This window comes from Sphingomonas qilianensis (assembly GCF_039614825.1).
In the GTDB taxonomy this organism is placed as follows: Bacteria; Pseudomonadota; Alphaproteobacteria; order Sphingomonadales; family Sphingomonadaceae; genus Sphingomonas; species Sphingomonas qilianensis.
In genome coordinates, this window is the sequence record NZ_JBDIMF010000004.1 from 106,461 (window position 1) to 121,394 (window position 14,934).

At 65.8% G+C, this 14,934-nt stretch carries 16 protein-coding genes; 6 read left to right on the forward strand and 10 right to left on the reverse strand.

What is annotated here, in order from left to right:
• Positions 1-69: 69 nt before the first annotated feature.
• On the reverse strand, positions 70-1,071 hold the full coding sequence (locus tag ABC969_RS10730) for a sensor histidine kinase (RefSeq protein WP_345864861.1): 1,002 nt from the start codon (positions 1,069-1,071) through the stop codon (positions 70-72).
• Positions 1,072-1,286: 215 nt separating this feature from the next.
• The gene (katG, locus tag ABC969_RS10735) at positions 1,287-3,503 is read right to left on the reverse strand and encodes a catalase/peroxidase HPI (RefSeq protein ID WP_345864863.1); all 2,217 of its coding nucleotides are present in this window, start codon (positions 3,501-3,503) and stop codon (positions 1,287-1,289) included.
• A gap of 425 nt (positions 3,504-3,928) precedes the next feature.
• Here katG and ABC969_RS10740 point away from each other — a divergent pair, with 425 nt between their 5' ends.
• Positions 3,929-4,237: a hypothetical protein gene (locus ABC969_RS10740; RefSeq protein WP_345864866.1), complete on the forward strand. Its 309-nt coding sequence runs from the start codon at positions 3,929-3,931 to the stop codon at positions 4,235-4,237.
• 29 nt (positions 4,238-4,266) lie between these two features.
• Here ABC969_RS10740 and ABC969_RS10745 read toward each other — a convergent pair whose 3' ends face one another.
• From ABC969_RS10745 to ABC969_RS10780, 8 genes are read right to left on the reverse strand one after another with little or no spacing between them, the layout of a single operon-like run.
• Entirely contained in the window at positions 4,267-4,920 is a 654-nt protein-coding gene (locus ABC969_RS10745) for a DsbA family protein (RefSeq protein ID WP_345864868.1), read from the reverse strand.
• Between the two features lie 2 nt (positions 4,921-4,922).
• Positions 4,923-5,558 (reverse strand): DsbA family protein, encoded by a 636-nt coding sequence (locus tag ABC969_RS10750; protein ID WP_345864870.1) that lies wholly within the window; start codon positions 5,556-5,558, stop codon positions 4,923-4,925.
• Positions 5,555-6,364, reverse strand: a complete 810-nt coding sequence (locus ABC969_RS10755; RefSeq protein WP_345864872.1) for a prolipoprotein diacylglyceryl transferase family protein — start codon at positions 6,362-6,364, stop codon at positions 5,555-5,557. The genes ABC969_RS10750 and ABC969_RS10755 overlap by 4 nt, the downstream gene beginning before the upstream one ends.
• Positions 6,365-6,366: 2 nt before the next feature.
• Complete coding sequence (locus ABC969_RS10760) at positions 6,367-7,143, reverse strand: sulfite exporter TauE/SafE family protein (protein ID WP_345864874.1); 777 nt, start codon at positions 7,141-7,143, stop codon at positions 6,367-6,369.
• A 29-nt stretch (positions 7,144-7,172) separates the two neighbouring features.
• Positions 7,173-8,867: a TIGR01244 family sulfur transferase gene (locus ABC969_RS10765; protein WP_345864876.1), complete on the reverse strand. Its 1,695-nt coding sequence runs from the start codon at positions 8,865-8,867 to the stop codon at positions 7,173-7,175.
• Positions 8,860-9,312, reverse strand: coding sequence for a DUF6691 family protein (locus tag ABC969_RS10770; protein WP_345865152.1), 453 nt, complete (start codon positions 9,310-9,312; stop codon positions 8,860-8,862). The genes ABC969_RS10765 and ABC969_RS10770 overlap by 8 nt, the downstream gene beginning before the upstream one ends.
• Entirely contained in the window at positions 9,312-9,749 is a 438-nt protein-coding gene (locus tag ABC969_RS10775; protein ID WP_345864878.1) for a YeeE/YedE family protein, read from the reverse strand. The genes ABC969_RS10770 and ABC969_RS10775 overlap by 1 nt, the downstream gene beginning before the upstream one ends.
• Complete coding sequence (locus ABC969_RS10780; protein ID WP_380808360.1) at positions 9,749-10,669, reverse strand: MBL fold metallo-hydrolase; 921 nt, start codon at positions 10,667-10,669, stop codon at positions 9,749-9,751. Before ABC969_RS10780 ends, ABC969_RS10775 begins: the two co-directional genes overlap by 1 nt.
• Before the next feature lie 89 nt (positions 10,670-10,758).
• Between ABC969_RS10780 and ABC969_RS10785 the strand changes: the two genes are divergently transcribed.
• The 5 genes from ABC969_RS10785 to ABC969_RS10805 all read left to right on the forward strand — a co-directional run bounded on the left by ABC969_RS10785 (position 10,759) and on the right by ABC969_RS10805 (position 14,862).
• On the forward strand, positions 10,759-11,424 hold the full coding sequence (locus tag ABC969_RS10785; protein ID WP_345864880.1) for a peroxiredoxin: 666 nt from the start codon (positions 10,759-10,761) through the stop codon (positions 11,422-11,424).
• Positions 11,421-11,822 (forward strand): ArsR/SmtB family transcription factor, encoded by a 402-nt coding sequence (locus ABC969_RS10790; RefSeq protein WP_345864882.1) that lies wholly within the window; start codon positions 11,421-11,423, stop codon positions 11,820-11,822. Before ABC969_RS10785 ends, ABC969_RS10790 begins: the two co-directional genes overlap by 4 nt.
• A 237-nt stretch (positions 11,823-12,059) precedes the next feature.
• A complete protein-coding gene (locus ABC969_RS10795) occupies positions 12,060-12,839 on the forward strand; it encodes a Coq4 family protein (protein WP_345864883.1) in 780 nt (259 codons plus the stop codon).
• Between the two features lie 95 nt (positions 12,840-12,934).
• A complete protein-coding gene (recF, locus tag ABC969_RS10800; protein WP_345864884.1) occupies positions 12,935-14,020 on the forward strand; it encodes a DNA replication/repair protein RecF in 1,086 nt (361 codons plus the stop codon).
• 86 nt (positions 14,021-14,106) lie between these two features.
• Entirely contained in the window at positions 14,107-14,862 is a 756-nt protein-coding gene (locus ABC969_RS10805; RefSeq protein WP_345864886.1) for an OmpA family protein, read from the forward strand.
• Positions 14,863-14,934 lie beyond the last annotated feature (72 nt).

The following is a 14,934-nucleotide window of genomic DNA, read 5'->3' on the forward strand; positions in this document are numbered from 1 at the left end:
CGGCGACATAGCGGGCACCTGCGCAACCGAAGCCGCGCGCTCGCGGCGCCCAGCCCGCGCCACCATCGCTTATGCCACCAGTCTGGCGCTCGGCAACGTGATCCGACACACAATCCCCTCGGCCGGATATTCCATGATCACGTCGTGTCGAAAGGTCATCTGGCCCATCTGTTTGATGAACGTCGTGCCAAAGCCCTGCCGGGTCGGCGGAACTACCACTGGCCCGCCGGTTTCGCGCCATTCGATCGAATATTGATCGGCATCAGCAATCAGCGCTGACGTGATGGTGATACATCCGTCGTCCACGCCGAGCGCGCCGTACTTCGCGGAGTTCGTCGCCAGTTCGTGAAAGATCAGCGCCAAAGTCTGCGCCGCGCCAGCCGCCACCGAAACATCGGGACCCGCCACGACGATGTTGGCCCCATCGCTGCTCCGGTATTGATCGAGTTCCGCGCGCAACAGTGCCGACAAGGTCGTGCTCTGTTGCGCGCCAAATCCAAGCACGGCCTGCGTCGCGGCAAGAGCGCTCAGCCGCCCCAACAACGATTCCTTGAACGTTGCGACATTGTCCGCGTTCCTGGCGCTAAGCGACACCAACGCCCTTACCACGGAAAGCACATTGCGGGTGCGGTGATCCAACTCGCGCGAAATCGCCTCGCGTTGGTCCTCGATTGCTTTGCGTTCGGTGATATCGCGGTGAACGACCGTAAGGACCGTCCGGCCGCCGATCACGTGGCGTGACACCATTGCCTCGGCAGGAAACTCCTCTCCCGTTTTGCGACGCCCCACCACCTCTCTACGCCGTCCCATGAACCGCGCCCTTTCACGGTCGTCCAACGCGAAGCCCTGGACCTGGCGGGCATGTTCAGCACGGTGACGCTCAGGAAGCAGTATTTCCAAGTATTTCCCAATTACGTCGTCAGCGCTATACCCAAAAGACTGTTCGGCAGCACGGTTGAACAGCACGATGCGTCCGCTGGCATCGGCACAAATCACCGCATCAGCGACCAATTCGAGAATATCGACGCTCATCAAATTCGGCATTGGCTCGAAAATGGTCGAGGTCGGCATGCTCTTTCCCGACGATATTTTAGATATATGCTGCAATACTATGCCCCTCCCCACTATACCCCTCCACGATCAGAGTCGAATTCGGTGTGTCATCATTTTTTTCAAAGACTTCGCCGCCCGTCACCTGGACGGGCGCAAGGCGTTGCGTGGAGCGACCTCGCTGCTGCTTGGCAAACGCTTGTCAAAGATCGCGCGGTGGCGGCACCGCGCCGCACTCAGAAGCGATCGAGGTTCATCACCTTGGTCCAGGCGGCGACGAAATCGTTGACGAACAACCCCTTCGCATCGTCAGATGCATAAGCCTCCGACACCGCCCGCAATTCGGCATTCGACCCGAAGATCAGGTCAACCGGCGTGGCGGTCCATTTCACCTTGCCCGTCGCCCGGTCGAGCCCTTCATATAGCCCATCGGTCTTCACCGATTTCTGCCACTTGGTCGACATGTCGAGCAGATTGACGAAAAAGTCGTTGGTCAGCGTACCCGGGCGGCTGGTGAACACGCCGTTTGCCGAGTGCCCGCTATTGGCATCGAGCGCGCGCATACCGCCGAGCAGCACCGTCATCTCGGGAACGGTGAGGTTCAGCATTCTGGCCTTGTCGACCAGCATCTTCGCCGGCGCGAGATCGCTGTCGGTACCGTAAAAATTGCGGAAGCCGTCGGCGCGCGGCCGCAGATAGGCGTAGGAGGCGACATCCGTTTGCGCCTGCACGGCATCGACCCGGCCCGGTCTAAACGAGACGGTCACGCTATGACCGGCCTTGGCGGCGGCCTGCTCGATCGCCGCGGTGCCGCCCAGCACGATCAGATCCGCCAGTGAGACCTGCTTGTTGCCGGTCGCCGCGCGATTGAAGTCGCGCTGCACGCCCCCAAGTGTGGTGACGACCTTGGCCAGTTCAGCGGGATCGTTGACGGCCCAGCTCCTGGCCGGATCAAGCCGGACGCGCGCGCCGTTGGCCCCGCCCCGCATATCGGTGCCGCGGAAGGTCGATGCGGAGGCCCAGGCCGCCTTGATCAACGCGGGCCCGGTGAGTCCCGTCGCAAGGATCTGCCCCTTGAGCTGCATCACATCCGCCGCATCGACGGGCGCATACGCCGCCTTGGGCAAGGGGTCCTGCCACGAAAAGGCTTCCTGCGGGGCGTCCTTGCCAAGATATCGCGCGCTCGGCCCCATGTCGCGATGGATCAGTTTGAACCACGCCCGCGCAAAGGCATTGGCGAATGCCTCGGGATTTTCGTGGAAGCGTTTGGAAATCGCCCGGAAGCCCGGGTCATCCTTGAGTGCGATGTCGGTGGTGAACATGATCGGCGCGTGCCGCCGGCCCGCGACATGCGCGTCGGGCACCAGCCGGGCGGCATATTCGGTGGTGGGAATCCACTGCACCGCGCCTGCCGGGCTTTTCGTCTTGGCCCAGGTGAACCCAAACAGATTGTCGAAATACTGCGTCGTGAAGGCGATCGGATTGGTCGACCAGGCGCCCTCCAGCCCGCTGGAAACGGTGTCTTCGGCATTGCCCTTGCCGCACGTGTTGCTCCAGCCCAATCCCTGCTGCTCGACGCCGCTGCCGGTCGGGTCGGCACCGACGCAGCCGGTCGGCTTGTGCGCGCCATGCGCCTTGCCAAACGTGTGTCCCCCGGCGATCAGCGCGACGGTGTCCTCATCGTTCATCGCCATGTTGCCGAAGGCGATACGAATGGCTTTCGCCGCCGCAATCGGATCGGGATTGCCGCCCGGCCCCTCCGGATTGACATAGATCAGCCCCATCTGCGTCGCGGCCAGCGGGCCTTTGAGGTTGCCCTGCGTGTCGAAGCGACCGGCCGCCAGGAATTTCGATTCCGGCCCCCAGAACACCAGATCGGGCTGCCACGAATCGATGCGACCGCCGGCAAAGCCGATGGTCTTGAAGCCCATATTTTCCAGCGCGACATTGCCGGTGAGCACCATCAGATCGCCCCACGATAGCTTGCGCCCGTATTTCTGCTTGATCGGCCAAACCAGGCGGCGCGCCTTGTCGAGGCTGATATTGTCAGGCCAGGAGTTGAGCGGCTCGAACCGTTGTTCGCCGCCGCCCGCACCACCGCGTCCGTCCCCCACCCGGTAAGTGCCCGCGCTGTGCCAGGCCATGCGGATGAAGAATGGTCCATAATTGCCATAGTCGGCCGGCCACCATGGCTGGGACGTGGTGAGAACCTTCGCGATGTCCTTTTGGACCGCCTCAAGGTCGAGTGTGGCGAATTCCGCGGCGTAGTTGAAATCGCGGCCATAGGGGTTCGCGTCCGGATCGTTCTGGCGCAGCGGGCTCAGGTCGAGCCGGCTGGGCCACCAATCCTGATTGGACATGGTCTTTTCTTGCGCCTGCGCCGGAAGCGCCACGAGTGCCGGTGCCATCGCGGCGGCGAGAACGACTAGGATCGAGACCGACTTGCGGACCATGACATCTTCCTAACAGTGACAAAGCGAAGAGTAAGGAGCAAATGGAGTGCTCTTTCGGCCAAGTAGGAACAATAGGTAGATTTCCGGAAGATTTTACCATTCTTGGCCCGCTTACCGCTGCTTATCATAATGGTCCGGACGCACTGTACTTGGCATGGTCATTCTGATCGACCGCGCAACATGCCGCTGGATCACCGCGGCAAGCTGCATTATTATCGCGCAACCCTTTCATCTGCATGGGGTTTGCGCCGATAGTGCGGCACTGCGACTCTTACGTATGGCTGGGGGCGACCGACTGCGCCAAGGTAATCACGTGCGCAGCTTCGATCTCCGCTGTCGCACAATCGCGTCGCGCTCGTGAACGGGGAGTGGGGCGTGAACGGCCAGGAGATGCGGTACATATTTTCGGTCAGGATAGTTGCGCAATGAACGATACGTCAGCTGAAGCTCGGCTGGTTGCGGCGGTGCCGTCGTCGCTCAAGCCGGATGCGCACGGCCAGCCGGGTGAGCCGGACGCGCACGGGCAGGCAGCGCTGCTTCTTGCTGAGAGCATCCTCCACGCCCTTGTCGAATCCAAGACACTGTCGGTGGATACTGCGCTTTCCGTCATTGAGACGGCGTGCGAGGTGAAAACCGAAATGGCTGCGCTATCCGACGAGTCGCGCGGTCGGATGCGGGAGTCACTCGAGCTACTTCGGGCAATTTCCGGCAGCTTTAGCATCGATGCTCGCTGAACCTGACCCCACGATGAAACCGGCAACAATCATGGTCGTGTCGCCCGGCGACCGAGCGCGAACGCCCGCGTAAAGCCCGCTTCATCCAGCGCGCCCGAACTGAGCAGGGGGCCAGCCAGATAGGCAGGCGTCCCGGCGATTCCGAGGGTGAAGGCGTCGCGGCGATTGCGGCTGAGCTGGCTGTCAATCTCCAGCGCAAAGGCGCGCAGATCGCGTTCCAGGCGAGACCAGCTGCCCCCTGATCGTTCGACGGCGTCACGCAGCACCTGTGCGTTCAGCGGGCGCCGCTCCGCCATCAGGCGACGATGGACCGCTGGATACAGACCTTGACGGTCGGCCGCGAGAGCGACGCGCGCTGCCTGTTCGGATGCGGCGCCGAAGATCGGCCAGTCCCTGTAAACAACCCGCACATGGCCGTCGCGCGCCACCGCAGCGTCCATTGCCGGGCTGGCCAGCTTGCAGGCCGGGCACTGATAGTCGGTAAATACCACCAGCGTCAGCGTTGGATCCTTCGCCTCGCGAGACGGGGAAGTGCCATCGCGCAGCAGGGCCTGTACGGTCATGTTGCTGCCAAGGTCGCGGCCGATCGGCGCGGTGCGTTGCAGCACCTGCCCGATCCCCACGCCGATCAGCACGACGATGAAAAGCTGGATCAGCTGCTGCCGAGAAATGCCGCTCGCCACCGTCACCGCGCCTGGGGCGGACCAGCGGGATTCTTGCGCGCCGCCACCACCGCCTTGCGCAAGGTCGCCAGATCGCGTGCGCCGGGCAGGAGATAGGGGCCGACAATGAACGCGGGCGTGCCTTGCAGGCCAAGCGCCGGTGCCTGTTCATTGGTCCGCGCGAGCAGCCCATCGATGGCGGTCTTGTGCCGGACGAGATCGGCCTGCAATCGCGGCCAGTTTACGCCAGCCCGGCCTGCCGCCGTGCGGATCGCTGCGGAATCGAGCTTGCCGATGCCCGCGTTAAGTTCCGCATTGAAGGCCGCATGTTTGCCCTGCCATTGGCTTGCGATGGCTGCCCGCGCCGCCTCGACCGATGCAGGTCCAAAAATCGGCCAGTCTCGATATACCAGCCGAATCTTCTTGTCTGACGCGATCAGCGCCGCGACGACGGGATGCATCTGCCGGCAATAGGGGCAATTGTAGTCGGCAAACGCAACGATCGTGATGTCGTAGCCCTTGGGCGCCACCTTGGGCGCGACTGGATCTTCGAGGATCGCAGTCTTGGTGATCGCCGCCGCAGCCGCCGCCCTTGGCCCGATGCCCGCGCCGGCGAGCATGGCAAGCAGCGCAGCCGCGGATAAAAGGTGTCTTTTCATGGGCGTTTCTCCAGGTCGTCGATGCCGTCGTCAAGCGCGGCGCGTGAAATTTCGCCGGCATGATGTGCGCGGATCATCCCGTCCCGTGCGACAAACAAGGTGGTTGGCAGCGCCCGCGAGCCGGCGACGCGGCCAAAGTCCTGGCTGCGGTCAATCAGCACAGAGGGGGATGCCAGCCCTTTTGCGGTGAGAAACGCGGTGACGGTATCCGGCGTCTCGCCCTGATCGATAAACAGGATCGGCACCGCGGGGCGGGCCGCTGCGGCACGAACAAGCATCGGCATTTCGCGCTGACACGGGCCGCACCACGTCGCCCACAGGTTGATGACGAATGGCTTGCCCCGCAGCGTGTCGATGGCGATGGGCGCGCCATCGATCGTATACGCGACCAATCCCCGGGGCAGAGGCGTCGCCTTGTCATCGACCATCAATTGCGTGGCAGCGACCCAGAGCAAGACTGCCACGCCAAGGCTGGCCAGCGACCGGTAGAGCGCAGTCGATCGGCCGAGCATTACGATGAGTGCTGCTGCCGCCCCCGCGATGCCGGCAATCGGCGAGAAGCCGCCCTGCCAGATCGCGAAAACCGCGGCCGGATCTTCCCTGAAGCTGGGCAAGTGTGCCGCGACATAGCCGATACGCCCTGTGCCCAGCCCTGCCAGAACGGCGATCGTCACGGCGTTCGATGTCGGCCGGGACGCGGCGCGCGTCAGCAGCGCGGCTAGGCCGATGAACGCCATGACGGCGACCAGTCCCAGCAGCCGATCGGTTGCCATCGCCAATGGGCCCAGCGTGACAATGCTCCCCATCGTTACAGCGCCGCTGCGCTCTTCCACAGCATATAGGCTGCGACGGCGAAGATCAGGATGGCGAAGACGGTCGTCAGCGTGCCGCGCCCCGAAAGGCGCTTTGCCACGACCGTCCCGATCATGCCGCCGGCGACCCCGCCGGCAATGAAGACGCCCGCCAGTGGCCAGTCGACCAGCCCGGACAGTGCGTAATTGGCTGCGGTCGCCAGCCCGAATGCCGCGACCGCCACGAGCGACGTGCCGACCGCATTGATCATCGGCATCTTGGTCGAAGCAATCAGGCCGGGGACGATCAAAAATCCCCCACCAATGCCGAAGAAGCCCGAGAACACACCGGTGCCCAGCCCGAAGCTCAGGACCTTCCTGGCGTTGCCGCGGTTGCACGCAGCACCCTCGATGCCGAGGTTGCGGCGGCCACGCAGCATCACGATGCCAACCACCACCATCACGATGGCGAACAGGAAAAGCAGATGCTGGCCATTGACCGCCTTGCCCGCCGTCGAGCCGGCAAAGGCGCCGAGTACGCCTGCTCCGGCATACATCAGCCCGCAGCGCCATTTCACCGTGCCGGCGCGCGCATGGCTGAGCAGCCCGGTCGCGGCATTCGCGGCCACGGCGAGCGCACTGGTCCCGATCGCGACATGCGGATTGGGCACGCCGACCAGATAGACCATCAATGGCACGGCAAGGATCGAGCCGCCGCCACCGACCAGGCCGAGGGTGAAACCGACAAGCCCTCCGGAAAGCGCGCCCAGCACATATTGAACGGTATCGAGCATAGCATTGGCCCTTGGGTGGCGCGGATGGCTTAGGCGGGTTCGCGATGCGCGGGCCGCGCCATCCACTCGCGACCCTTGAGCATGCCATTCCAGTAGAGCCACGGCAGCGCCTCGGCCTTTAACAGCCATGACAGACGCTGCGGTTTGGTGCCTTCGATGATCCAGCTCGGGAAACTCGGCAGCAGCTTCCCGCCATAGCCAAATTCGGCGAGCAGGATCTTGCCCCGTTCGACGGTCAGCGGGCACGAGCCATAGCCATCATACAAAGCGGTGGGCGTTTTGCCCGCCAGCACGGCCAGCAGGTTTTCGGCCACGATCGGGGCCTGTTTGCGCGCAGCCGCCATCGTCTTCGCGTTGGGAGTCGAGCCGCCATCCCCCAGACCGAAGACGTTGGCGTAGCGCACGTGCTGCAAGGTGGCTTGATCGACGTCCACATAGCCCGCCTCATTGGCCAGGGGGCTCTGCGCGACGAACGTCGGCGCTTTCTGCGGCGGGGTGACATGAAACATGTCGAAGGACGTCGTCACTTCGCCGTTCTTTTCCCTGAACGTAGCGGTACGATTGGGTCCGTCGACCGCGACCAAGGTCGAGTCGAACCGCAGATCGATCCCGTATCGATCGACATATTTCATCAGCGGCGGGACGAACTCCTTGACCCCGAACAATACGGCGCCGGCGTTGTGAAACTGAACGGCGATGTCGTTCAGCACATCATGGCGCCGCCAATGGTCGCACGACAGATACATCGCCTTCTGGGGCGCTCCGGCGCATTTGATCGGCATCGGCGGCTGCGTGAACAGCGCGGTGCCGCCCTTCAGAGCCTGGACCAGTTCCCACGTATACGGTGCGGTGGCGTAGCTGTAGTTCGAGGTGACGCCGTTGCGTCCCAGCGTATCCGTCAGGCCGTCGATCGCGGCCCAGTCCAGCGCGATCCCCGGCGCGACGACGAGCGCGCGGTATCCGACGGTTGACCCATCCTCCAGCGTCACCGCATTGTCGTGCGGCGCGAAGCTGGCGACGGTGCTTTTGATCCAGCGCACGCCGGCGGGCATCGCGCTTGCTTCGGGCCGCCGCGTCTCCTTGGCATCGAACACGCCCGCGCCGACCATCGTCCAACCGGGCTGATAGTCATGCTCGGTGCGGGGTTCGATGACGATGACATCGAGCGTGCGATCGCGCTTGAGGAGCGATGCGGCCGTCGCCAGCCCCGCCGACCCGCCGCCGACGATGACGATCGCTGCGCGCGCCGGCGGGACGTGTTCTGGTATGGCCGCAGCCAATTCCAGCCGGGGGCGAAGCGCCGCCAGATCGTAGCCGGCATTGGCCGCGGTCTTGAGGATCGTCTCGACCGGCATGGACCCGGCCTGGGCTAACGCCCAGAGCGATGTCGAGCGCGCGCCGGTGCGACAATAAGCCAGGATCGGCGCGTTCAGGCGCGACAGCAGATCGGCCATGCGTGCGACATCCGCATCGCCGATCTTGCCCGGGACGACCGGCACATGGGCGAACGCCATGCCGTGGCGCGCCGCCAGCCGCTCCATCTCGGCCGCCGAAAGCTGTCCCGGCTCCTCCCCATCCGGCCTGTTGTCGATGATCGTGCGAAACCCGGCGCGCGCAGCGTCGGCCATATCCGCTTCGGTCAATTGGGGGGAGACCCACAGCGATGCCGTCAGCGCCCTGACGGCCAGGAGATCGCTCGGGCCGATCGCCACTGTGTCAGACATTGGACGTCCTCCGATGAGGCCGCGTCGCCGGGGCGGCGGGCAGCAGGCGATGCAGGACCATGCCGCCGAGCATCGCGACGACGAAGATGGCGGCGGGAAGCGGCGCGATGGCGAGATCGGCGATCGCGGGACCGGGGCAAAGCCCGGCAATGCCCCACCCAATACCGAACAGCACCGCGCCGCCGATCAGCGATGGGGTGATCCCGGTCGTGGCGGGCAAGGCGAAGGCCGTGTCGGCGATGGGGGCATCGAGCCGCTGGCGGATCCGCCAGGCGACCGCCATCGGTAGGATGGCCCCGGCCATGACGAAGGCGAGGGTCGGATCCCATGCCCCGCCGAACAGATCGAGAAACGCGCGGACGCGGGCGGGATCCGACATGCCCGAATGGGCGAGGCCGGCGCCGAACAATGTTCCGGCCAGCAAGGCGATCACCACGCGGCGCATCACCATGTCACGCCCAGCACGCGCATCGCCGCCACCGTGGCGAAACCCGCGGCCATGAAGCTGGCCGTCGCCGCGATCGAGCGCGGTGACAGGCGCGACAGTCCGCACACACCGTGCCCGCTGGTGCAGCCACTGCCCATGCGGGTGCCGAACCCCACGACCAGCCCGCCGAGCACGATCGCCGTGATCGATGGCGGGAACCGGGTCGCCGGCGTTCCGGCAACAAGCGCGATCAGCAAGGCGCCGAGCGGCAAGCCGATGATGAACGCACTGGCGACGGACCATGGCGGCCCGCTGGGCGCGATGCCCATCGCGCGCGCGGCCAGGCCGCTGACCCCGGCGATCCGCCCCAGCCCCAGCAGCATGATCGCGCCCGCAAGCCCGATCAGAACGCCGCCGGTCAGCCCGGCGAGCGGCATGGCACCGGCCCAGTTCATCAGAGCACGTTTAGCGGGATTTGGAGATAGCGCGTGCCGTTGGCGGCCGGCTCGGGAAGGTGGCCGCCGCGCATGTTGACCTGGATCGATGGCAGGATCAGCTTGGGCATCGACAAGGTGGCGTCGCGCGCCGTTCGCATCGCGACGAACGCATCCTCCTCGACCCCGTCATGAACATGCACGTTGCCGGTCCGCTGCGCCCCGACGGTGGTTTCCCAGACATAACGGTCGCGACCGGCCGCCTTATAGTCGTGGCAAAGGAACAGCCGCGTTTCGACCGGCAGGGTCAGCAAGCGCCGGATCGACCGATAGAGCTGCCGTGCGTCACCGCCGGGGAAGTCGGCGCGCGCCGAGCCATAATCCGGCATGAACAGCGTATCACCGGTGAACACCGCGTCCCCGATGACATAGGCCATGTCGGCCGGCGTGTGTCCGGGCACATGGAGCGCGATCGCCGGGATCGAGCCGATCGCAAACTGGTCTCCGTCATCGAACAACCGGTCGAAATCGGCGCCATCGCGGGCGAAATCGGTGCCTTCGTTGAAGATTTTGCCGAACACTTCCTGAACACGCAAGATTTCCCGACCGATGGCCAGCGTGCCGCCGAGTGCCGCCTGGAGATAGGGCGCCGCCGAGAGATGGTCGGCATGGGCATGCGTTTCGAGCAGCCAGTCGACCGTCAGCCCCGCCGCTCGGACATGGGCGATGATGGCGTCGGCCGAGGTCGTGTCGGTGCGCCCGGCCGCGGCATCGAAGTCGAGCACGCTGTCGATGATCGCTGCCCGGAGCGTCGCGGGATCGTGCACGACGTAGCTCGCCGTGTTCGTCGGCTCATCGAAAAAGCTCTGCACGACAAGCTGCGGACGACCCTGCGCCTGGGTCACTTGGGATGCGGCGGCGGTGAGAATCATGTCGGTCATGGCGATCATATATGTCATGACTTTCACACTTACAATATACGGGTAATTCCGTATGCCGGTTGCGCGCGCAGAAGTGGCAAGGCAAGCAAATGTCGATGATGGACCATGAAGAAGGCGTGCGCTCGGGCGCCGCGGGATCGCGCCCCTTGCGCATCGGGGATGTCGCCCCAAATTTTCGCGCGCGCACCACGCAGGGCGAGATCAGCCTCGATCAGTATCGCGGTCGTTGGGTGGTGTTCTTTTCCCACCCCGCCGATTTCACGCCGGTCTGTACGAGCGAATTTGTCGGGCTGGCCAAGGCCCTGCCGCGTTTCGAGGCGATGGATTGCGCGCTGCTCGGCCTCTCGGTCGACAGCCTGTATGCGCACCTGGCGTGGCTGCGCGCGATCCGCGAGCTTTTCGGCGTCGAGGTCCGCTTTCCGGTCATTGAAGACCCGTCGATGGCGATCGGGCGGGCTTATGGAATGATCGACGAGCAGGCGGTCGATTCGTCCAGCGTTCGCGCGACCTATTTCATCGATCCAATGGGCGTCATCCAGGGCGTTACCTGGTATCCGATGACCGTCGGGCGCTCGATCGAGGAAATGGTGCGCATGCTCTCAGCGTTGCAGCGCACGGCGGACGGCAGCGTGCTGACCCCGGCCGAATGGCAGCCGGGCGATGATGTGCTCGTCCCGCCCGGCGAGGCGGCCAGGGCCGCGCTCGATCCCGATGCGCCGGCCAACTGGTTCCATCAGACCCGAGCCGATCGATGACCGCGATCTTTCAGTCGCGCGACCTGGCCAATGCTGCCGCCGACCGGCTCAAGACCTATGCCCAGCCACAGCGTCTGATGATCCTGTCCCGCTTGCGCGACGGAGAACTCACCGTCGCAGACATCGAACGCGCGACGGGCGTCGTCCAGCCGGCACTCAGCCAGCAACTCGCCGAACTGCGCCGGGCAAACCTCGTCGTCATGCGGCGCGCGGCCAAGCAGGTGTTCTACCGGCTTGCTGATGATGACGTAATGCTTTGCATCCGCGCGATCGAGGCCATGTTCGGCAGCGGCGCCGATATGCCGACAGCGTTGGAACACGCAGTCCGGTCCGCGCCCCATTCCCCTGCCGCGCCGAGCCGGCCGATCGCCGCCGCGGCATTCGCGCGTATTGATTAGCCGTTCGCGATCCGGTCAGGCCGCAAGCGCCCGCCGGACGCTGCCGGAACGACAGATCAGCGACCGCGCCGGACGGACGTGAGACTCGTAACGCACGCCCGCGCCCTCGGCGCAGTTCGCGGGCGCCGCCTGGCGCCAGGTGATCCGCTGCCCCCGGGCAGCATAACGACGGCCCGGATTGACACATTTTCCCCCGAGGATTACTGACAATATTGTCAGCAACGGAGTGTTTTTCCGATGGCCACGCTTCCCCCTTTCCCCGGCACCACCGGCCGCCGGGACTGGCGCACCGCCTATGATGCGATCCGCAAGCTGCTCGCCAATGGCGACGATACGACCCAGGTGTTCCGCATCATGCGGGCGCTCAATGTCGGCAATTCGCCGGTCAATTATGCGCGGCTGATCGCCACCCCCGAAGGCGGACGGCTGGCCTATGAGGCAACCGAGCTGGCGCAGCTTTTCGCCCAGCCCGGCTATGCGCGGCAATTTGCCCCCGGCACGGTCGGCGCCGCCTATTGTCAGTTTCTCGACAGCACCGGTTACTCCGCCGATGGCCTGGCCGAAGTCAGCCGCATCAATCGGGAGGAGGACATGCCCCATCCTTACGCCTGGTTCGGCCGCCGCGTGCGCGACACGCACGATATCTGGCACGTGCTGACCGGCTATAAGGCGGACGAGAGCCTGGGCGAGGCGGCGCTGGTGGCGTTTTCCTATGCCCAGGTCGGCGGGCTGGGCTGGGCATTGATCGGCGCTGCCGCAGCATTCAAAAGCCTGCGCGTCACCGGCAACACGCTGTTCGCCAGAGCCGTATGGGAAGGTTACCGTCATGGCCGCCAGGCGAAGTGGATCTCGGGTGAGGATTACGTAAAGCTGCTCGGCGAACCGCTTGACGCGGCGCGCGCACGGCTCGGGATCGCCACGCCTGTCCTGTATCTGAAAGCGCAGCGCGAGCTGGGGGCCGAGCTGGCCTCCTATCTCAGCAGCCGCCGCGCCGCCGACGCCGGGCTGGCGGCTTAGCGAGGCGCTTCGGAAGGCCACGACGCCGCTTCTCTCCCCGGGCTCGCAAACGAACGGTTCAAGCCCGGCGCATCCTGCTCTAGGAAGCGCAGCACATGCTCGCGCGCCTCGTCCTGACCGATTTTCGCAACCACGCCGACACGGTGATCGCGCCGGGCGCGGGCTTCGTCGTGCTCACCGGCGAGAATGGCGCGGGCAAGACCAATGTGCTCGAAGCGGTATCGCTGTTCGCGCCGGGGCGCGGGCTGCGCCGCGCCGCGCTCGGCGACATGGCCCGCCAGAATGGCCCCGGCGGTTTCGGCGTCGCCGCGGCGCTGGTGCCGCTCGCGCCGGCAGCAGCGGACCAGGAGCGCGTCGATCTCGCTACCGGCACCCTCCCCGCCGCCCCGGAACGCCGCGTCGTGCGCATCCAGGGCGCCCCTGTCGCGGCCACGGCGCTCGCCGAATGGCTCACCATCCTGTGGCTCACCCCCGCCATGGACCGGTTGTTCGCCGAACCGGCGAGCGAACGCCGCCGCTTCCTCGATCGCCTGACGCTCGCGCTCAGCCCCGGCCACGCCGTGCACAGCAATCGCTACGAAGCAGCGATGCGCGCGCGCAACCGGCTGCTCGCCGAGGACATCCCGCCCGATCCCCACTGGCTCACCGCGCTCGAATTGCAGATGGCCGAGCATGGCGCGGCGATCGACGCCGCGCGCCGTGATACCGTCGCGGCGCTGGGCGCGGCGCTGGCCGATCAGCCCGAAGGCGCGTTCGCCCGCGCCGGGCTGGCGCTTGACGGCTGGACCGGTGGTGGCGACACGCTGGCCGCCGATCTCGCGGCCGGGCGCCGCCGCGATGCGGCCGCCGGGCGCACGCTGATCGGCCCGCACCGCAGCGATCTCGCCGTCACGCATCTGGGCAAGCAGCAGCCCGCCGCGTTGTGCAGCACCGGCGAACAAAAGGCGCTCTTGCTCGGTATCGTGCTCGGCCATGCCGATCTCGTCGCCGAGCGCACCGGCCGCGCGCCGATCCTGTTGCTCGACGAGGTCGCCGCGCATCTCGATCCGTCGCGCCGCGCCGCCTTGTTTGCGCGGCTCGCGGGCAAGGGCCAGGTGTGGATGACCGGCACCGAAGACGCCTTGTTCGACGCGCTCGGCCAAGACGCGGTCCGCCTGACGCTCGGCAAGCCCGCCGCCTGAACCTCGCCTGTCGCGCCGGCTCACCGGTCGTTCAAGCGCCGCGCCGCATTGCCGCGCCATCGGGCGGGGGCTCGAGGAGACATAGAATGAAACGCACTGCCATGCTCACCGCCGCGCTGATCACCGGCACGCTCGCTGCCGGCACCGCGTCCGCGCAGGATCGCTGGGATTTCGACGGTGGCCGCCAGGGCGACCGCGACTACCGGCTGGTCGGTGCCGGCGTGCCCACGCTGTACCGCGAACTGCGCATCACCAACCGCGGCCGCGCCTTCGTAATCCGTAATTTCGACAATAATCGCGATGGTCGCATTTCGCCACGCGAAGCGCAGGCCGCCAATCGCGCCTTTGCCGGCGTCGCCGGCCCGCGCCGCGATCGTTTTGATTGGGATCGCCGCGGCAGCGCTGTCGTGGTGGTCGAACAGGGCGGCCAGTGGGATCGTGGCGCGATGCGCCAATACGGTTTCCGCCAGACGTCGCGCGGTGCCACGCTCAATCTGCAGGAAGACGTGCTGTTCAAGACCGACAGCGCGGTGCTGCGCCCCGGCGCGATCGACAAGCTGCGCCCGCTGGCCAAGTATCTCCGCGCCGAGCGCGGGGTGCGCGTGGCGATCGACGGCTATACCGATTCTCGCGGCAGCGATGCGCATAACCAGGATCTGTCCGAACGCCGCGCCACTGCCGTGCGCACGGCGTTCGACACAATGGGGGTCACGCGCGCCCGTTTCGCGGTGGTCGGTCATGGCGAGAGCAACCCGGTGGCGACGAATGCCACGCCGGAGGGCATGCGCCAGAACCGTCGCGTCGAAGTGACGCTGCTCGGCCAGCGCGCCGACCGCTTCTAAGGAACCGTGACTGCTCGCCCTCGCCCTCGCCACCGGCGGCCCCGCCGACGTAAGGGCGAGGGCGGTGCTGCC

What these genes read in the sequence shown, in the direction of transcription:
- ABC969_RS10730 (WP_345864861.1), bottom strand. Translation starts at nt 1,071, where the DNA reads ATGCCGACCTCGACCATTTTCGAGCCAATGCCGAATTTGATGAGCGTC.
- katG (WP_345864863.1), bottom strand. Translation starts at nt 3,503, where the DNA reads ATGGTCCGCAAGTCGGTCTCGATCCTAGTCGTTCTCGCCGCCGCGATG.
- ABC969_RS10740 (WP_345864866.1), top strand. Translation starts at nt 3,929, where the DNA reads ATGAACGATACGTCAGCTGAAGCTCGGCTGGTTGCGGCGGTGCCGTCG.
- ABC969_RS10750 (WP_345864870.1), bottom strand. Translation starts at nt 5,558, where the DNA reads ATGAAAAGACACCTTTTATCCGCGGCTGCGCTGCTTGCCATGCTCGCC.
- ABC969_RS10755 (WP_345864872.1), bottom strand. Translation starts at nt 6,364, where the DNA reads ATGGGGAGCATTGTCACGCTGGGCCCATTGGCGATGGCAACCGATCGG.
- ABC969_RS10760 (WP_345864874.1), bottom strand. Translation starts at nt 7,143, where the DNA reads ATGCTCGATACCGTTCAATATGTGCTGGGCGCGCTTTCCGGAGGGCTT.
- ABC969_RS10765 (WP_345864876.1), bottom strand. Translation starts at nt 8,867, where the DNA reads ATGTCTGACACAGTGGCGATCGGCCCGAGCGATCTCCTGGCCGTCAGG.
- ABC969_RS10770 (WP_345865152.1), bottom strand. Translation starts at nt 9,312, where the DNA reads ATGCGCCGCGTGGTGATCGCCTTGCTGGCCGGAACATTGTTCGGCGCC.
- ABC969_RS10775 (WP_345864878.1), bottom strand. Translation starts at nt 9,749, where the DNA reads ATGAACTGGGCCGGTGCCATGCCGCTCGCCGGGCTGACCGGCGGCGTT.
- ABC969_RS10780 (WP_380808360.1), bottom strand. Translation starts at nt 10,669, where the DNA reads ATGACCGACATGATTCTCACCGCCGCCGCATCCCAAGTGACCCAGGCG.
- ABC969_RS10785 (WP_345864880.1), top strand. Translation starts at nt 10,759, where the DNA reads ATGTCGATGATGGACCATGAAGAAGGCGTGCGCTCGGGCGCCGCGGGA.
- ABC969_RS10790 (WP_345864882.1), top strand. Translation starts at nt 11,421, where the DNA reads ATGACCGCGATCTTTCAGTCGCGCGACCTGGCCAATGCTGCCGCCGAC.
- ABC969_RS10795 (WP_345864883.1), top strand. Translation starts at nt 12,060, where the DNA reads ATGGCCACGCTTCCCCCTTTCCCCGGCACCACCGGCCGCCGGGACTGG.
- recF (WP_345864884.1), top strand. Translation starts at nt 12,935, where the DNA reads ATGCTCGCGCGCCTCGTCCTGACCGATTTTCGCAACCACGCCGACACG.
- ABC969_RS10805 (WP_345864886.1), top strand. Translation starts at nt 14,107, where the DNA reads ATGAAACGCACTGCCATGCTCACCGCCGCGCTGATCACCGGCACGCTC.